Origin of the sequence: Pilibacter termitis, from assembly GCF_900167335.1 — a bacterium.
In the GTDB taxonomy this organism is placed as follows: Bacteria; Bacillota; Bacilli; order Lactobacillales; family Streptococcaceae; genus Pilibacter; species Pilibacter termitis.
Window position 1 is genome coordinate 1 of the sequence record NZ_FUXI01000040.1, and the last position, 17936, is coordinate 17936.

Here is a 17936-nt window from a genome sequence, read left to right on the forward strand (position 1 = left end):
CTTGCACTAAAACAACGGGAAGAAATAGACAACCGTTCCATTGGCGACTTGTTTTATTTGATGGTCGATGAATTATCTGACCTCTCTTTTGTAGTGGCGTTCAAGCAACTCATCGAACTGTTCAAAAAAATATCTGCCGATGAATTGGTTTTAGATGACGAAACATTAAATAACATCATCAGTGAATTTCTCAGCCAACTTCCCAAAAATTATCAAAGAGTATTTTGGTAGTTGATTGAGTGAGTTTTTCTTTGGTTAATGTTGGTGTAGCAAGGGGCGTAGGGTGGTTTGGGTGATTCAAGTTATAGTAATAAAGAATATCGTACCTGTTATCGAAAACATCGTCAAAGCCTTACCAACTGCCATTGATGCGATTATCAAGGCAATCGGAGAATTGTTGCCCACTTTACTTAAAGCAGTAACATCACTCTTCTCACAAGTGTTGACTACTTTATTGGAATTATTGCCTGAACTCATTCCAGTAGTCGTTCAAGCATTACTCACGATTGTTCAGACGTTGATTGAAAACCTCCCAATGATAGTCAAGGCAGCAGTACAACTGGTCACAACGCTTGTTCAAGGAATTGGCGAGGCATTACCACAGTTAATTCCAGCAACGATTCAAGCAATTGTTACGATTGTTCAAAGTTTGATTGAAAATTTGCCGTTGATTTTAGATGCAGCTTTACAATTGATTATGGGACTCGCTCAAGGATTGATTACAGCTCTACCGATACTCATTGAATCTTTGCCACAAATCATTACGAGTTTAGTGAATTTCTTAATCGGAGCCATTCCGACTATTATCCAAACGGGAATCCAACTTTTAACTGCTTTGGTCGGTGCATTACCAACGATCATTGATGCGATTGTCAAAGCAATTCCAATCATCATTCAAAATGTAATCAACGCAGTGATTGGTGCGATCCCTCAATTGACTCAAGCAGGAATCCAATTGTTGGTTGCCCTAATTGGTGCATTGCCAACCATTATCACAACCATTGCGAATGCCATGCCACAAATTATCAATGGAATTGTGGGTACATTAGTGAACAATATTCCGCAGATTATCAATGCAGGCGTTCAATTATTAGTGGCATTGGTTCAAAATCTGCCACAGATTATTTCTGCCATTGCACAAGCCGTACCACAAATTATTGACGGATTGAATACAGCATTTGGGAACTATATTTCAACCATGGGTAATATTGGATTTAATTTAATCAGTGGTTTGTGGGGTGGGATTCGTGATGCAGGTGCATGGCTGAGTAACAAAATCTCAGGGTTCTTTGGTGGGGTAGTAGATAGCATCAAAGATTTCTTTGGGATTCACTCGCCCTCAACATTATTCCGAGATGAAATAGGGAAGAATATGGCACTAGGGATTGGTGTTGGATTTGGACGTGAAATGGAGGGGATTTCTAAAGAAATGCAAAATGCCATTCCGACAGAGTTTGACGTGCCGAATTTTGAGATTCAAACAGGGATTCATACAGCAAGTGATAGTCAATTCTCACTTGCCGACCTAATTCAAAAAGTAGACAATCTTTCTCAAATGTTTCCTCAATTGTTGCAAGCTTTGGATATGAAGATAGTCCTTGATGACGGTACATTAGTTGGCAAGTTAACACCTGCGATAGATAAGAATTTGGCGATTTTGAAAAGAAGAAATATGGTGTAGTAATTCAATAATTCTAATAAAAAATATGTTATTATATGGATATTATCTATAGTGAGGTGTAGTAAATTTGACTAGTAAAACAAAAAAACAACACTATGTTCCACAATTTTATTTAAGAAAATTTGAAATAGAAGATAATCATGGAAAAATATATGCATTTGATAAAAAAGAATCTATATCAAGACAGCAAGCGATAAATAATGTTGCCTCAGAAAACTATTTCTATGATCATGATTTGAACAAAATCTTCAATGCTTCTGATGGAGAAAAAAAGGAAGAATTGAATAAACTCATAGAAAATAACAAAGATGATATTGAATTGATTCAACAACAGTACATGGAAAAATGGTTATCTAAAGTTGAAGCGAATATGGCACCTATTTTAGAGTCAATTACAAGAAAAGCAAAAAAAGCAAAGGAGAACCAATGGTACTTTAAAAACTGTTATTGTATGAGCGATTCTGAAAAAACTACTATTTCTCATTATGTTGCGATACAGTTCAGTAGAACTAAAAGAATTAGGGAGACCCTATCTAGAGCACTTTCGGATTCCATCCACGCAATTGGTAGTAAATTTTTTGGAATAGATGGTTTGAGTCTTGATTTGGACAAGGAATCTGAAAAGTTACATCATGAAAATGTGTTATTGAATAAGGAAACATTAGTAGAAATTGCTCAATTAGTTAGTAATCATATTTGGATTATATATATTAATGAGACAAAGATACCATTTTGGACATCAGATGTGGCTATTTCCTTAAATGCAATGAAAGGAAGCAAAGGAATAGCAGCGGAAGGTGTTGAAATACTATTTCCACTGGGCCCAAAGATAATGTTGGCTATGTACGAAAAAACTTCTCTCATAGAAGAGATAGGAAAAGAAAAGCATGAACAGAATGGTATCGAATTTTTAGATAGAAGGTATATTATTCTTGCTAATGAAGAACAAGTGAAACTCATGAATCTTCATCAACTTTATGACTGTTCTAGATTTGTTTTTTCGAATGAAGATTCCTTTGAGTTTGCAAAAGCCAATATAGCATCTTACCCTGATTTCAAAAATTCTATTAGTAAAATTTCTATCAGTTAATTAAGTAATTTACGATAAATAAGGCCTTTTATAGTTTAAAAGTACAGATTGAAGACAAATCCCAAAAGCTTTTGAAGAAATGTCTTATTAATTTATCATAAAAACATAAAAGCATAGAAGCGATGTAAAAAAAGATGGCGCGGTTTTTACCGCGTCATCGAACTTTATGGTATAATGAGCCTAAGATGATTAAAGTAGATTAGATAGCTTTTGAATTCTTGATTTCTGAAGTTCAGGGTAAAAGTTAACTCTACCTATCAAATCAACGACTTTACAATAATCATCAAAGAATGAGGTTTTGTTCAAAGGTAGCTCTAGAGTATTCCAGCTTTCATAAGCAATTTTTTGGAACTCTGAATTTGAGTTATTGAGTATATATCTGATTTCTGAACTTAAACTATGGAAGGTACCAACACTTTGAGGAAATTCGACATTATTTCGTTCCCATTTTCCACCAGCAGAAAAGAAGTCTCTAAATGAGCTACTGTAGTAAAAATGATTTGAGATGATGAATTCGTGAGCACGAGCGTAGTTTGCCCTCTTAGATGTGATTAAATCCTGTGGGAACAACACGAGCGCTTCGGCTTTTACCTGATTTTGAATATTTTGAGGTAATAGATTTAGTGAAGTTGGCTTGATCGATTCGGAAGAAGAATCTTGTGGAACAAACCATTTTGTGCCTGTTGTATGTTCTTTAAGGTAATTTTGCAAAAAGGAAACTTTCTCCGCCTCGGTTTTATCACGAAGTTGGTAATATTCTTTAGCGTCCTTAAACACGCTCTCATTTGTATCCATATTGATTTTAAATCGTGGACTATGTGTAACGTTGATTGCTGAAGTAACTTTCCAGTAATAGTCAAATCTAACAAGGAGATGGTCTTTTCCAGACTCTTTGCTACCGAATAGCAAAAAGATATCTTCGTAATCTTCGTCAGTGATGCTCTCAAATACGGAGTTGCCGTTAGTATCCCAGGAACCATTATTCCGACTTTTCAATTCGAGGCCGAAACAGTCACCATTTACGATGAGATCCATGTCAGGGAAGTGGTGACCTAAGTGGACCTTATAATCAAAAATAGTAGGGTCGGAGATTTCGTTTTTAATTATTTCTGCGATTTCTGGTACAAGGTCTTCAAAACCATTTTGATTCCCTTTACTGATAAGATATTTCTTATCAATGGGATTCAAGTCTTCGATTTTAGATTTAAACAAGTTCAGTACTTCAAATATGTTCATTTTATTACCTCCATTAGGAAAGGATTGATTTTATGCCAAGTAGTTACTTTAACCTTAATTATAACACGGTCGATACAAAAAAAATAGAGGTTGATGAGGCGACTAAACCCTTGAATGTTGTCAGCTTATTCTCAGGTGCTGGAGGTATGGATCTTGGGTTCCGAGGAGGTTTTGAGTATCTCGGAGAAGAATATGACAAGAACCCATTCAATCTTGTTTTCGCCAATGATATTTTTCAACAAGCAGCGGATGTCTATGAAGCAAACTTTGAACATAAAGTTGAGCGTCGAAGCATTGCGGATTTAGATATGAAAAAAGACATGCCTGATATTGATGTAGATATCATACTAGGAGGATTTCCCTGCCAAACATTTTCATACTCTGGAAAAAGAGCAGGATTAAGTGATGAGCGAGGTCAGCTCTATCTTCAAATGATTAGAGTAATCGACCATTATAAACCGAAGATGTTTATTGCTGAAAATGTAGATGGAATTCGCAATTCTAAAAAAAATGTAGAAGGTGAAAACGTTGATAAGTCAGCATTGAGCGTTATTCTTGATGACTTTGAAGAGCATGGATATGATGTGCAATATCGAGTGTTAACCGCAGCGGATTATGGTGTTCCACAGATGAGAAGACGTGTTATCATCATGGGGATTCGCAAGGACTTGGGTGGTGTAGATAATGAATTCTACCCACAACAACTTTTTGATGAAACCGGCGAATTAACTGGCCGAGTTTGGAGAACTTCAAAAGACGGAATTGATGATTTGTGGGATAAAGTTAATAATCCTAATATCCCTAATCATACACTGAAAGATATTTCAAGAGCAAAATTTTATCCAGGCAAGAAAATGCAAGGTAATAATAGAATATCTGAAAATCGGCCTGCACCAACTATTCGAGCCGAACATCATGGGAATATTGAAGCTCATTATCGTACGACAGTAGAAGATGAAACAGATATGAGCGGTTGGCGTAGACTAAGTGTTCGAGAATGTGCTCGTTTGCAGTCATTCCCTGACTCATTTAATTTTGTTACAAGTGCATCTTCGGCATACAAAGCTGTAGGGAACGCTGTTCCTCCAGTAATGGCTTGGCACATAGCACGTAGCGTGTTTTTCACTTTACAACAGTTGGACCAAATCGAATTCAAAAAAGTTAACGAGCATGAACTTGTTGCTACAAAATAATAGAGAAAAAAAGCCAATAAATCTAAATTTAAAAGATTTGTTGGTTTTTTCATACCCAAAAGGAGGTGCAACTTGAAAAAATTCATACTCAACAACAACATAGATTCTTATACAGACCTAGGGATAAGAATCACATCTCCCCCAATCCTCCCAACAACACAACGTATTATTGATACGATTGAAGTTGACGGTCGAGAAGGTTCTTTGACATTGCTTAAAGGTTGGGAGGACATCACGATTACTTTCCGTGCCGCATTGTCTAATAAAATGGAGTGGGGAGAAGTTTTATCCATTTTTCAAACGGCAGAAACTATCACACTGAGTACAGATAACACCGTCTACTACAAAATCAAACACGTAAAAACAAGTGGGCTTACACATCTGTTAAGCAATCTTTGGGAGTTTGAACTAGAAATTAGATGTGCACCCTTTCGATATTTGAACAACGTGTCGAACATCAATCGGACAAGTTCTGGAACAGTTCAGGGGTATGGCAATATTTATTCTCAACCGAAAATCACTGTTTATGGCACAGGGAGTCGAACGCTTACAATCAACGGAAAACCAATCGTACTAAACATCTTGAATGGTCATTTAATTTTAGATAGTGAACTCAAAGAATGTTACTACGGCAATGTTGCACAAAACCAAAATATGACAGGTGATTTTCCAATATTGACCCCAACGACCAATCAAGTAACTCTTGGCACAGGCATTACAAAAGTAGAAATAGAGGCGAGGTGGCGGTATTTATGATGATTCTTTACGACAAAACAGAAACGAATTTCACTCACAATGGTTTGGCAGTGCTTGATAATAATGTGATAAGCCCAGTGGTTCACGAAGAACTCAATGGGCTTTTTTCTTTGGCATTTGATTTTCCAATTCATGCGAAAGATAGTGAAAAATTATTGCCAGAAATGCTTGTGAAAGTACCTGTGCCCAACATGAACCCACAACTTTTTCGAATCGTGGAACGAAGTGATGTTTTGGGCGGACTACTCCATATCGTTGCACATCACATTTTCTATGACCTCGCGAAAAATATCATTGAGGATACTTTTATCGTCAATAAAAATGGCACACAAGCACTCTCTCAACTTTTAGGGGCTACGCAATATGCCCATTCTTTTACTGGTACGTCCAACATCTCAACGGTAAACAATGTTCGTTTGGTGCGATTGAATCCCGTTGAAATCTTACTGGATAGTGATTTAGAGAATGGTTTTCAAACTCGTTATGAAGGAGAAATTGTCCGTGATAATTTTTCGATTGCCATGCTTTCAAGTCGTGGGGCAAACAATGGTGTCCAAATTCGAGATAAGAAAAATCTGACGGGCTACCAATCCGATTTGGATTACTCAAGCGTGGTCACTAGAATCATGCCAGAAGGTTATGACGGCTTGTTCTTACCTGAAAAATACGTGGACAGTCCGTTGATAAACAGCTATGTTTCTCCAAAAATCAAAGTCATCAAATACGACAAGGTAAAAGTCGGTAATGATGAGGGAGAATTTGCGACAAAAGAACTTGCTTATGCCAAGTTGAGGGAACTTGCAAACCTCGAGTTTTCTCAAAACAACTTAGACAAGCCGAATGCAACCTATGAAGTGACCTTTGCTCCTCTTGAGAAAACAGAGGAATACAAACATTTTTCAGCACTTGAAACAGTCAGTCTAGGTGACACTGTATCAGTGATTCACGAGGAGGACGGTTTGAACGTTACCGCTCGAGTCATGAGCTACACTTATGACCCGATTCTTCAAGCGTACATTTCAGTTACTTTAGGGAATATCTTGCCCAAGTTTACTGATATTGCCAAAGTGATCAAACGTGTCGATACCAAAGTCACACAAGTTCAAGATGATGCGAACTACGCATTGACGGCTGCCAACGGAAAGAACACCAACTTTTACGGGACATCAACCCCTAATAACCCCAAGCTAGGTGACGTTTGGTACAAAGAAAATGGCGACAAGCTAGAAATGTGGGTGTATGAGACAAGGGAGGGAATTACGCAATGGTTTCCACTTATGACCGATTTGACACAAGAAGAAGTGAAACAAGCAGTAGAACAAGCAAAACAAGAATCGACAACAGCCCTTGAAAATGCCAACACAGCCTATGAGAATGTGCTAACGGCACTCAATCAAACCCTCGAAACCAATCAAACGGTTGAGACCTTAGAAACCACCGTCACGCAAAATAGCTCACAAATTGCATTGGTCGCAAGTGGCATGACGAATTTAGGAAACCGAGTGACAACTGCCGAGTCAAGTTTAACTGTTCAGGCAGGACAAATTGCAAGCAAAGCGAATCAAAGTAGCGTAGATACCTTGACAGGGAGAGTCACTACGGCAGAAAGTGCGATTACACAAAATGCAGAAACTTTTAATCTGAGTTTAAGCAAACAAAACAAGGCAATCAACGATTTAACAGGTGCAAACATTCTCCAATCCACATGGCAACAAGGAAATCTGAACACAAGCAACGGTGTAGAATCAACGAGTTCAAGTTACGTGAGAAGTGATTACTTTGATGTCAAAGAGGGGGAGAAATATCTCCTTCAAAGTTTTAACGGTAAAAGATTATATGCCACTTATGGCACGCTGTATCTCTTTTACTACCGAGCAGATAAAACATTCTTGAGCTACTCATCTTTTGGGAATACGACAATTCCTTTTACAGTGCCAACGGATGCGAAGTACTTGAGAATAAGAGTTACAACCACAAACGCACCAAGTACAGTTGACTGTTACTTACTTCAAACAGACAAAGAGAACGGCTATACGGATTTAAGTAGTTTGAGCAATGTTGCGAAATTAACTGCCACAGCAGATGCTCTTATGCTTTCTGTTTCCGAAACAAAAACGGCAATTGGCACACCTTTTCAAGTAAAAACTTGGCAACAAGGAAGTTTAAGTACCACGGACGGAACAGAAATTTCTGCGAGTAATTCTTTGCGATCGACCTTTATTGATGTGGCACCAAACGAAAAATATATTGGGCAAATGCCAGACGGCACTGCGATTACTATCGCTTACCATTATTACGGCTACTCAACCCCATACATTGACTTTGTTCCAAGTGCAAACCAATACGTGGAAACATTGACAATTGGCAATTATACGAACGATACGATTGCCAGTTATCTCCAGTTAAAAAATGTAGAAAGTTTGACAATCACTGCCACACCAACCAGTAATCACTATTCAAATTCCGGGGATTATTTGACAATTTACAAACTCCCCCTTGACGGAAAAACAGCACCAAATGTCCTGACATGGAATGGACGAAAGGACACGTCTGATAATACCGTTTGGCTGTATACAGGAGAATCTTGGGAACAAATCGCAACGGTCACTGCCACCTCCAATACCATTCATACATGGGTTCTGACTGAACAACAAAGAGCGAACATCACAGAGAATGTGTACCTTGCATTTTTCTCTATCAAAAATGAGAACTATGCAGGAATTTACAACGCAACCACCAGTCCATTTTTACTCAATCCAGAAGATGAACATACGTTGTATCAAATCAGTTATACCAATTCGAGTGCAAGTGTTACGGTGCCAAGCAATGCAGTAAAAATGCGAGTGCGAACAACGACCACGCTTTCGCCTGATAACTTTCAAGGGAACGTGTATCTTGCGACAACAAGAGTGGACTACACCAAGGTAAATAGTCTTTATTCTTCGCTTTTGATGACTAAAGACTTGATTAACCTGCGTGTCGCAAAAGGTGAAATCATCAATCAAATCAATGTATCGCCTGAAAGTATTTTGATTGCAGGAAATAAAATCCATATCACAGGTCAAACTACCATTGACTCAGCAGTTATTACGACCGCAATGATGAAAGACTTGTCTGTAACCAATGCGAAAATCGCAGATGCGACTATTTCAAGTGCCAAAATTGCAAGCTTAGATGCGGGGAAGATTACGACAGGTTATTTGAGTGCTGCAAGAATCGCAGCGAATTCTATTACCGCAGATAAACTTTCTGCCAATATCCTCACAGCCATTACGGCAAGCAGCTCTATCCGAATTACAGGCACAACGATTGGCTATTATTCAGGAGATACCTTGGTGACGGAAATTAATTCCCAAGGGATGACCATTCGCCGAGACGGTACAACCGTTGGTCGGATTGGTGCGAACAATATCAGTGGGCATAGCGATTGGCGAGGGTTGGTGTTTGATTTGGATTACGGAACGGAATATATGTCGTGGGCACATAAAGAAACTTCTAGTGCCAGCACTTATACTCAACAGTTGACATGGTATGCAAGTAGTCTTTCAACGACTCAGCCAAGAGGCTTTTCTTTTGACGATAACGTCTATCTGAATAAAGAATTTGGGATTGTGACGACAGCTGGTACGAATCGGGCAAAACTTGCCAGAATTGGTTTTGACTCGGTTTATCATATGGCGATTACGTCTATTCAAGGCGGGGCAGGCATTGCGTTTGCGAGTAGTAATTTAATGGTCTGTGATGACGGGATATGGGTTGATTTTGGGATTATTCGCTCAATTTGTCAGAAGTTGGCAGGAAAAACCATCGCTTTACCGTCTGCCATTAACAGTAGTGGGGTCGTGACAAGTTGGTACAGTCCCATTACATTTAACAGTATGACGACTTATTCTTAGGAGGCAATATGGAAAGAATCAATTACAGTGAGCCACTTGAAACACAACAACAATTGACAGAAGTAGAAACACCCAAAACCATTGACACCGACATGGTGGAATTATTGATTTTGGTTGTGGATGATTTATGTGTACAAGTAGGTGAGATAAAGGAGAAAATCGCACATGATGACATTTAAAAATGAAGAATTGGTGCCAGTGTTGCAGTTTTTACAAACGGTGACATTACGACCAAAAGCAAGTCGAGTACGCACAAAACTCGCAAAATTAATCCAACATAAGATTGATGCCCTCTACAAAGATGAACTGGAACTCTTGGAGAAATATGGTAAGAAAGATGAAAACGGGAACCTCATACAACATGACGGTTCTTTTTCTTTACTCAAAGAAACAGCGGAAGAATACCATCAAGAAAAAGCCATTTTATTGGAGGAGAAAAATTCTATCAATGTGGCAGAAATAAAGGAACATTTCCCCACTTTACTTGAGGCATTTGAAACAAGTGAGATGAGCGTTTCAGGAACAGAGGCAGAAATGTTGGATTTGATTATGGACGAGCTAGAGAAAGAAACGGAGGAACTCAAATGAAAGAAACATGGAATTGGACACAGGTAGGTTTGATGACGATTGGAGGATTTTTAGGTTGGTTTTTAGGTGGAGTGGACGGCTCACTTTTTACCTTACTTGCTTTTGTGATAGTAGACTACCTCACTGGAGTCTTGCGAGCGATCACAGAGAAAAAACTTTCCAGCCAAATCGGTTCAATTGGCATTACCAAAAAAGTGATGATTTTCTTGCTTGTTGGCATTGCCCATATGTTGGATGTGGAGATAATCGGAAATGGCAACGTCTTACGTGACGCGGTCATTTTCTTTTACATTTCAAACGAGGGCATTTCAATTATCGAAAATGCAGTGAAAATCGGACTACCAATCCCTGAGAAACTAAAAGACGTATTAGAACAAATCACAAAACATAAGGAGGACAAATAACATGGGTATCAGTACACTCGCAACAAAATACGGTTTTCAGAACTTCCCACATTTCTCGACTGGCAGAAGTGGGGCGAAAGTAGACAAAATCGTCATTCATCACATGGCAGGCACGAATTATGATATTGTGCCAAACATTTGGCAAACACGTGAGGCTAGTGCTCACTATGGCATTGGGAAAAATGGCGAAATCCGTGCCTACGTGGACGAAAACAATACTGCATGGCACGCTGGGAACTGGAACGCAAATATCACGAGTATCGGTATTGAAAACAGTAATAGCACAGGAGAGCCAGACTGGAATATCAATCAAGCAACCATTGATGCTTGTGCGAAATTGGTCGCAGATATTGGCAAACGATATGGCTTAGGTGTTTTAGCACCTTATAAAAATGTGTTCCCACATCAATATTTTTCTTCCACGAGTTGTCCAGGGAAACTAATGAGTAAACTCGGAGAAATTTGCGATAAGGCAAATGCGATCAACAATGGCACTTCCAAGCCGAATACACCAACGACAAGTATCCTTTACCGAGTGCGTAAGTCTTGGGCAGATGTCAAATCGCAAAAAGGAGCATTCAAAGATTTAACCAACGCCAAGAAATGTGCCGACAGCAATACTGGATATTCTGTCTTTGATGAAAAAGGGAATAAAGTTTATTCATCAAACGCTACCCCAATAGTCAAGCGACTAACCGTACAAGTCAATGGGCTAAACGTTCGAAACAAACCGAGTTTGAATGGCACAATTGTTGGAACTTATAACAAAGGCGCAACATGGACATTGCCGAAATCAGAACAACTTATTATCGCAGAGGGTTGGGTCTGGGCAAGATGTCCGATTGGGTATTGTGCTGTTGGGAAGAACACAGGGAAAGTGGAGAAAGACGATTATATTTATATAAGTTAAGAAAAGAAAGACGACACCATTTGTATGAGTGTCGTCCATTGATGTTATTGAAGTAATTCTTGCCAGTTAGAGGGAAAACCCAAATCTTTCAACTTAATCTTAGAGTTATAATCAATTAGTACAGTCCCGATTTTTTTAAATGCTAATGACCATAGTGTAGTTGAAGGAAACATTAATTTCATCAGATAAATTTGTGGAAAAAGTTTGTTCCCTAATGGCTTTTCTGGTCTATATTTTTTCGGAAGTTTTGGAGTTTTGCTCCAAGTTGTTTGATAGAGTTTGCGATCGTGGGCTAACATATTTCGCGTTATACGTAAGTTATCAATCCAAGAATCTAAAACATCTGGAGATATATCAAATGTTGAGCTAACTTTTCGTCTAAGCTTATTTGGTAAATTGCGATATAAGAATTTTATATTACCAAGCGTGAACAACTCTGATGCCACCCAAATCGGGAAGTGTCCTCCATAGTTTTTTATATGATGTTCAACAAAAGGTATTGTAGAATTATGTTGCACGAATGCATTAAATGATGTTATGAACTTTTCGTGTTCATTTTGATTTTTGAAGAAATTTTTATTCTCATAAATCAAAGGATTGTCAGGGTATTCTTCCGCAATATTGTATGCTATGACTGACTTCAATCTTTGCTCGATATGGTTAACAGCAAATAGAAGTGCTGAACGCATTTCAGCATCGAAATAGTAGAGATTTAATATTTCTTCGAAAGTAACATCAGCGGAAAATCTTTCTGTTGAACGATTCTTAAAAGGATACAAATAACCAGAAAGCATATAGTAATTCAGGTTAGATAACACTGATTCAGCGAATGCCTGATCCTGGATCTCCAAGCCTCTTTCTATTAATATTTGCACTTGTTCTTTGTGTGACTTAAAGGGTTTCATTGTTTTTTCCATGATATTTTTGTCTCCTTTACAAAAAAACGAACACCTCATGGTACGCATCGTTGATAGGCGTGAGGTGTTCTCTATCCTAAAATTATTTTAACATAATTGACTTGAAATTGGAATAGGTAAGAATAATTTTTTTAGACATCAAGGATGAGTAACTTCATCTTTGATGTCTTTTTTTTCGTTTTCTGGGTTCGATTTCCTCCTCTTCATCGCTTATAGGTGAAAGGTAAAAGAAATAACGTCACAAGGGTTGACTTTGACCGTTTTGGTTCGCCTGTAACTCAGAGGGATAGAGAAATTCACGTCAAGTGAATTATTTTCACGGATTTTCTTTGCCTGAAACTTAAGGAGGTCGAATCTTATGGAAGAGAAAACAAAAGAACGAATCAAAAAACTACGTGCGGAGGGTCTTGGCTATAAAAGAATTGCCACAGCAGTAGGTGAGTCAGTGGATGCGGTCAAATCGTATTGTAAACGGAATAAACTAACTACTCCTCATATGGTAGACACAAGAGCTAATCCAACTCATACGGAGGGTGGTTGCAGAAATTGCCGTAAAAAAATCACTCAAGTACAAGGGATGAAGAAAAAAGTGTTTTGTAGCGAGTATTGTAGAAACGATTGGTGGAAGAAACACCGTTCCGTCAATCTCACGAAAGGAAAATCAGTAATTTGCCCCAATTGCAAGCAATCGTTTTTGGTTGGGAAGAACTCTACACGTAAATTTTGTAGTCACGAATGCTACATAGCTTTTAGATTTGGGGGTGTGACAAATGAACGATAAAAAAGAAATGCTTTATCTGATGAGTCTTGCACCTGCCAAATCAATGCTTGAGCAACACCTCATTTCAAATGCAGAGTTCAAGAAAATAAAGGCATATTTGGTTAAAAAATATCAACCAATACTTCCTAGATTACTTGGCTGATGACTTGATATAAAGGGCGTTTAGAGTGATATATAGGAGTGAAAGGAGGAGAATAATCGTGAAAATAATACAAAAAATTGAACCCACGATTCCTAAAATTGCCAAACGAAAACGTGTAGCAGCCTATGCTCGTGTTTCTGTTGAAAAGGGCAGAACCATGCATTCCTTATCCGCTCAAGTAAGTTATTACAGTTCCTACATCCAGAAGAACCCTGAATGGGAATATGTTGGTGTTTATTCGGAGGGAGGGATTTCAGGGACAACAGCTAAGAAACGTCCTGACTTTCAACGTTTAATTGAAGATGCCAAGAATGGAAAAATCGACATTATCTTGACGAAGTCTATTTCAAGGTTTGCAAGAAATACAGTAGATTTACTTGAAACAGTTCGAGAGCTACGAGCCATTGGCGTTGGAGTAAGATTTGAAAAAGAGAATATTCATTCACTCAGTGGTGATGGAGAATTGATGCTTTCCATTCTTGCATCCTTTGCCCAAGAAGAAAGTCGTAGTATGTCCAATAACATCAAATGGACCATTCAAAAACGCTATAAACAAGGATTGCCAAATTCAAAACAAAATTTGTATGGCTATCGTTGGCAAGGGGACGAGTTGATTGTAGTGCCTGAGGAGGCAAAAATTGTTCAAGAAATTTATGCGAATTATTTCAAAAAAATCTCTGCAGAAAAGACAGCCAAGATGTTAACCAATCGAGGAATTAAAGGCTATACAGGTGGCGAATTTAAAGGAGAGTCGGTACGTTCCATTCTGCTGAATATTACTTATACGGGTTGTCTTTTATTGCAAAAGGAATATGTGATTGATCCAATTTCAAAAAAAAGTAAGCGAAACAAGGGTGAACTGCCACAATACTTAGTTGAAAATCATCATGAGCCGATTATTCCTATGGAAACTTTTCAAGCAGTTCAAGCGGAACGTGCTAGGCGACAAGCAGAAGGTTCAACATCTAATTGGGCTTTAAACACCAGCTGTTACACAAGCAAAATTAAATGTTGTTATTGTGGAAAGAATTTCAGACGTAGAACCCAACATTCATCGAAAGGTGCAGAGCCAATTTACAAATGGACTTGTAGAACTAAGAATGAGAAAGGTGTTAAATACTGCAATGCCACAGACATTCCTGAATCCGTTCTTAGACCGTTATGTGCAGAAGTAGTGGGGACAGCATCGTTTGATGAAGAACTATTTTTGAAAGAAATAGAACAGATACTGGTAATTGAAAGAGGCGTGTTAGATTTCAAATTCTATGGTGGCAAAGTAGTACGAAAGACTTGGCAGCCAATGATTAAAAAAGATTACTGGACACCTGAACGCAAACGCTCGTGGGAAAAACGAAATCAAAGAAGAAAAAGCACGGATTGGAATGGTCGCTTGAATGAGTTCACAGGATTTTTAGTTTGTGGTCGATGTGGAGCGAATTACCGTATTCAGACAACTAAGTTATGCGATGGGGCTAGACAACAAAAATGGCATTGTTCAGAGTTGGCGAGCGTCTGTAAACCAGATGGCTTTAGGCATTCCATAACGGATAAATTACTCAGAGAAATGGTGACTGAAGTGCTTGATTTACAAGCATTTGATGAAAAAGAAATGGATAGGCAACTGACGAAAATCAGTGCGATTGACACAGAAGTGAGCTTTCATTTTAAAGACGGACATATAGTAAAAAGAACGTTCAAACCTTTGAAGAGAATGAGCGAGGCAAGGAAAAAAACACAAAGTAAAAAGATGAAAGAATGGTGGCGAAAGAAACATGAAGAAAGTAACAACGATACCTGCAACAATCAGTAAGTTCTCCCAAGCACCGATAAATAAAATTACAAAACGACGTGTTGCAGCCTACGCACGTGTATCAACGGAGCAAGATGAACAGCAGACGAGTTATGAGGCACAAATTGATTACTACACAAACTACATCAAAGGTCGCGAAGATTGGGAGTTTGCCGGAATGTATTCAGATGAGGGCATCACAGCGACAAATACCACGAAACGTATCGGTTTTCAAAATATGATAGCTGATGCCATGGCTGGAAAAATTGATTTGATTGTCACCAAATCAGTAAGTCGATTCGCCAGAAATACGGTGGACAGCTTAACCACAGTACGTCAGCTCAAGGAAAAAGGGGTTGAGATTTATTTTGAAAAAGAAAATATTTGGACTTTGGATAGCAAGGGAGAATTGCTCATCACGATAATGTCTAGCTTAGCTCAAGAAGAATCACGTTCCATTTCAGAAAACGTAGTCTGGGGGCAAAGGAAAAGATTCGCAGATGGAAAGGTTACGGTGCCATTCAAACGATTCTTGGGTTATGACATGGGTCCAGATAGAAACTTGGTGGTGAACCCAGAGCAAGCAAAAGTAGTGAAGAAGATTTATGCTTTGTTCTTAAAAGGCAAAGCTCCTTATGCCATTGCCACTGAATTAACGAAAGAAGGCATACCAACACCTGCAGGAAAGAAAAATTGGGGCAGTGCTTGTGTCAAAAGTATCCTAACGAATGAAAAATACAAAGGGGACGCTTTATTGTAGAAATCCTATACAATAGACTTTTTAACTAAAGAGAAGAAAGTGAATGAGGGTGAAATTCCACAATACTACGTTAAGAACAATCATGAGGCGATTATAGAACCAGAAATATTTGATTTGGTGCAGAAACGACTGGCACTTAGAACCAAAGGAAAAATCGTATTAGGTCAACGAGTGTTTTCTCATGTAAGCTCAAGTGCATGGATTGTGGTAATTATTATGGCAGTAAGGTATGGCACAGTAATACGAAATATCGCCGTGTCATCTGGCGGTGCAACCATAAGTACGATGACGACAAATGCCAGACGACACATTTTACAGAAGATGAGATTGAAGAAATGTTCATCACGGCTACTAATCAGCTAGTGGAGATGAAAGTTGAAGTTATGAGAAACTACTCCGAGATGAACGAGATATTGTTTGGAACTACCGAGCTTGAAAGCGAACAAGGGAAACTTGAAGATGAAATCAATGAAGTCGCTAGTTTAATTGAAGATTGCGTGAATGAAAATGCACGGATTGTACTTGACCAAGCTGACTACGAGAAACGCTATAATGCTTTGGTTACAAGATTCGATAAATCAAACTCCAGGCTTGAAGAAGTCAAGGAGCAGATGTTTGAACGTCAAGCGAAAGGAATGGAAGTGGAGCAGTTCTTGAAAGAATTGGACAAGGTAGGTTTTGTCGAGAAATTTGATGAAGAACTGTTTCTTGGTTTGATTGAAGTGGTTGAGGTTTCAAGGGAGAAACGGATTGTAAGATTCAAGGACGGGAGTGAGATAGAAGTTTAGAATATAGGTGCGTAATAACATAAATGGAGCACTCAAGCTAGTATGCGTAATGCATTGCTGGTTTGAGTGCTTTTTCTATACCCAATTTTACACAATTACAAACTGTCTACCCAATTTGTAAGAGTAGACCGACAATACTTTTACAAATTGCCTTACTCAATTTGTAACTGTTTCAAAATTCAATTTCTCATTGTATCACCGACGAGTTGTAAATAGAACCGCCGTATACCGAATGGTACGTACCTCTACTTGATTATTTCCCTTGCAACTGTGAAAATTTCCATAGCATAGTCATTCGAATTTGTGGGGATTATTTTTGATTGCGTATTCGCTAGGTAATTCAAAGCTGAATTTCTCACATAAAGCCCGAACGTCGTGAATATCTTTTTCTTTTGGCTCATATCCAGTTTTGAATTGGAATAGAAATGAGGACTCTATACAGTTTACTTCCTGACCTGCAATCTTCCCTTTCCCAGTTAATGAGCCGAATGGATATTCAATGCCATAGGTGTTTTTTCCATTTTCGTCATATTCAAAGACGTGTATATCAATACTTTGACCATATGCGTGTCTCATAACGTACATGAACTCTGAAGAGTCCATTCGTTTTTCTGCTTTGTAGCCACAGTTTTCAATCAATTGTCGAAGTCTGTCATTATCCTTACGGTGAACAGCAATGTCTAAATCAGCGTGTTCACGTGTCTGCTTGCCGAGCAATGCATCAACACCCCAGCCACCGTCAATCCATACGGATATTCCTTGTTCTTCGAATAAATGATATAAAGCTAAAACCTCATTAGCAGTCATATTCTCTCTTTTTGTCATCGGTCGTTTATTCCCTTTCTTGTTCTCAATTTCAATATTAAACTAAAATCCATAAATTAGACAAATAAAAAACTATAACTTGAACCACCCAAACCACCCTACGCCCCTTGCTACACCAACATTAACCAAAGAAAAACTCACTCAATCAACTACCAAAATACTCTTTGATAATTTTTGGGA

At 38.4% G+C, this 17936-nt stretch carries 15 protein-coding genes and 2 pseudogenes; 14 read left to right on the plus strand and 3 right to left on the minus strand.

The genetic code is table 11. From position 1 onward, the window contains the following. The 3 genes and pseudogenes from B5D30_RS13860 to B5D30_RS12175 all read left to right on the plus strand — a co-directional run. A pseudogene (locus B5D30_RS13860) lies at positions 1 to 231 on the plus strand (IS4 family transposase); the annotation flags it as partial. 61 nt (positions 232 to 292) lie between these two features. Then, positions 293 to 1681, plus strand: coding sequence for a phage tail protein (locus B5D30_RS14145; RefSeq protein ID WP_234984673.1), 1389 nt, complete (start codon positions 293 to 295; stop codon positions 1679 to 1681). A 67-nt stretch (positions 1682 to 1748) separates the two neighbouring features. Beyond that, positions 1749 to 2771, plus strand: a complete 1023-nt coding sequence (locus tag B5D30_RS12175) for a DUF4238 domain-containing protein (RefSeq protein ID WP_078808345.1) — start codon at positions 1749 to 1751, stop codon at positions 2769 to 2771. 189 nt (positions 2772 to 2960) lie between these two features. On the opposite strand, the gene B5D30_RS12180 is transcribed toward B5D30_RS12175, so the two are convergent. Next, complete coding sequence (locus B5D30_RS12180; RefSeq protein ID WP_078808346.1) at positions 2961 to 4007, minus strand: hypothetical protein; 1047 nt, start codon at positions 4005 to 4007, stop codon at positions 2961 to 2963. 32 nt (positions 4008 to 4039) lie between these two features. On the opposite strand from B5D30_RS12180, the gene B5D30_RS12185 reads away from it, so the two are divergent. The 7 genes from B5D30_RS12185 (at position 4040) to B5D30_RS12210 (ending at position 11754) form a co-directional block, all read left to right on the plus strand. Further along, the gene (locus B5D30_RS12185; protein WP_078808347.1) at positions 4040 to 5200 is read left to right on the plus strand and encodes a DNA cytosine methyltransferase; all 1161 of its coding nucleotides are present in this window, start codon (positions 4040 to 4042) and stop codon (positions 5198 to 5200) included. A 72-nt stretch (positions 5201 to 5272) separates the two neighbouring features. Further along, positions 5273 to 5956: a phage tail protein gene (locus tag B5D30_RS12190; RefSeq protein WP_078808348.1), complete on the plus strand. Its 684-nt coding sequence runs from the start codon at positions 5273 to 5275 to the stop codon at positions 5954 to 5956. Then, a complete protein-coding gene (locus B5D30_RS12195) occupies positions 5953 to 9852 on the plus strand; it encodes a phage tail spike protein (protein WP_078808349.1) in 3900 nt (1299 codons plus the stop codon). The genes B5D30_RS12190 and B5D30_RS12195 overlap by 4 nt, the downstream gene beginning before the upstream one ends. An 8-nt stretch (positions 9853 to 9860) precedes the next feature. Continuing rightward, the gene (locus tag B5D30_RS14000) at positions 9861 to 10031 is read left to right on the plus strand and encodes a hypothetical protein (protein ID WP_200806738.1); all 171 of its coding nucleotides are present in this window, start codon (positions 9861 to 9863) and stop codon (positions 10029 to 10031) included. Continuing rightward, entirely contained in the window at positions 10018 to 10440 is a 423-nt protein-coding gene (locus B5D30_RS12200) for a DUF1617 family protein (RefSeq protein ID WP_078808350.1), read from the plus strand. The genes B5D30_RS14000 and B5D30_RS12200 overlap by 14 nt, the downstream gene beginning before the upstream one ends. Then, a complete protein-coding gene (locus B5D30_RS12205; RefSeq protein ID WP_078808351.1) occupies positions 10437 to 10844 on the plus strand; it encodes a phage holin family protein in 408 nt (135 codons plus the stop codon). The genes B5D30_RS12200 and B5D30_RS12205 overlap by 4 nt, the downstream gene beginning before the upstream one ends. 1 nt (position 10845) lies before the next feature. Beyond that, positions 10846 to 11754 carry a peptidoglycan recognition protein family protein gene (locus B5D30_RS12210; RefSeq protein WP_078808352.1) on the plus strand — a complete coding sequence of 303 codons (909 nt, stop codon included), beginning with the start codon at positions 10846 to 10848 and terminating at the stop codon, positions 11752 to 11754. A 44-nt stretch (positions 11755 to 11798) separates the two neighbouring features. Here the strand turns inward: B5D30_RS12210 and B5D30_RS12215 are convergent, their stop codons facing one another. Next, positions 11799 to 12671 carry an Abi family protein gene (locus B5D30_RS12215; protein ID WP_159443325.1) on the minus strand — a complete coding sequence of 291 codons (873 nt, stop codon included), beginning with the start codon at positions 12669 to 12671 and terminating at the stop codon, positions 11799 to 11801. Between the two features lie 358 nt (positions 12672 to 13029). Here B5D30_RS12215 and B5D30_RS12220 point away from each other — a divergent pair, with 358 nt between their 5' ends. The 4 genes and pseudogenes from B5D30_RS12220 to B5D30_RS14475 all read left to right on the plus strand — a co-directional run bounded on the left by B5D30_RS12220 (position 13030) and on the right by B5D30_RS14475 (position 16931). Then, complete coding sequence (locus tag B5D30_RS12220) at positions 13030 to 13452, plus strand: hypothetical protein (protein WP_078808354.1); 423 nt, start codon at positions 13030 to 13032, stop codon at positions 13450 to 13452. After that, positions 13442 to 13594 (plus strand): SHOCT domain-containing protein, encoded by a 153-nt coding sequence (locus tag B5D30_RS13865; protein WP_159443326.1) that lies wholly within the window; start codon positions 13442 to 13444, stop codon positions 13592 to 13594. Before B5D30_RS12220 ends, B5D30_RS13865 begins: the two co-directional genes overlap by 11 nt. Positions 13595 to 13652: 58 nt before the next feature. Further along, positions 13653 to 15404: a recombinase family protein gene (locus B5D30_RS12225; protein ID WP_078808355.1), complete on the plus strand. Its 1752-nt coding sequence runs from the start codon at positions 13653 to 13655 to the stop codon at positions 15402 to 15404. Next, positions 15367 to 16931 (plus strand): annotated as a pseudogene (locus tag B5D30_RS14475) (recombinase family protein). Before B5D30_RS12225 ends, B5D30_RS14475 begins: the two are co-directional and overlap by 38 nt. 291 nt (positions 16932 to 17222) lie before the next feature. On the opposite strand, the gene B5D30_RS12235 reads toward B5D30_RS14475, so the two are convergent. Continuing rightward, positions 17223 to 17756, minus strand: coding sequence for a nucleotidyltransferase domain-containing protein (locus tag B5D30_RS12235; RefSeq protein ID WP_200806739.1), 534 nt, complete (start codon positions 17754 to 17756; stop codon positions 17223 to 17225). Positions 17757 to 17936 lie beyond the last annotated feature (180 nt).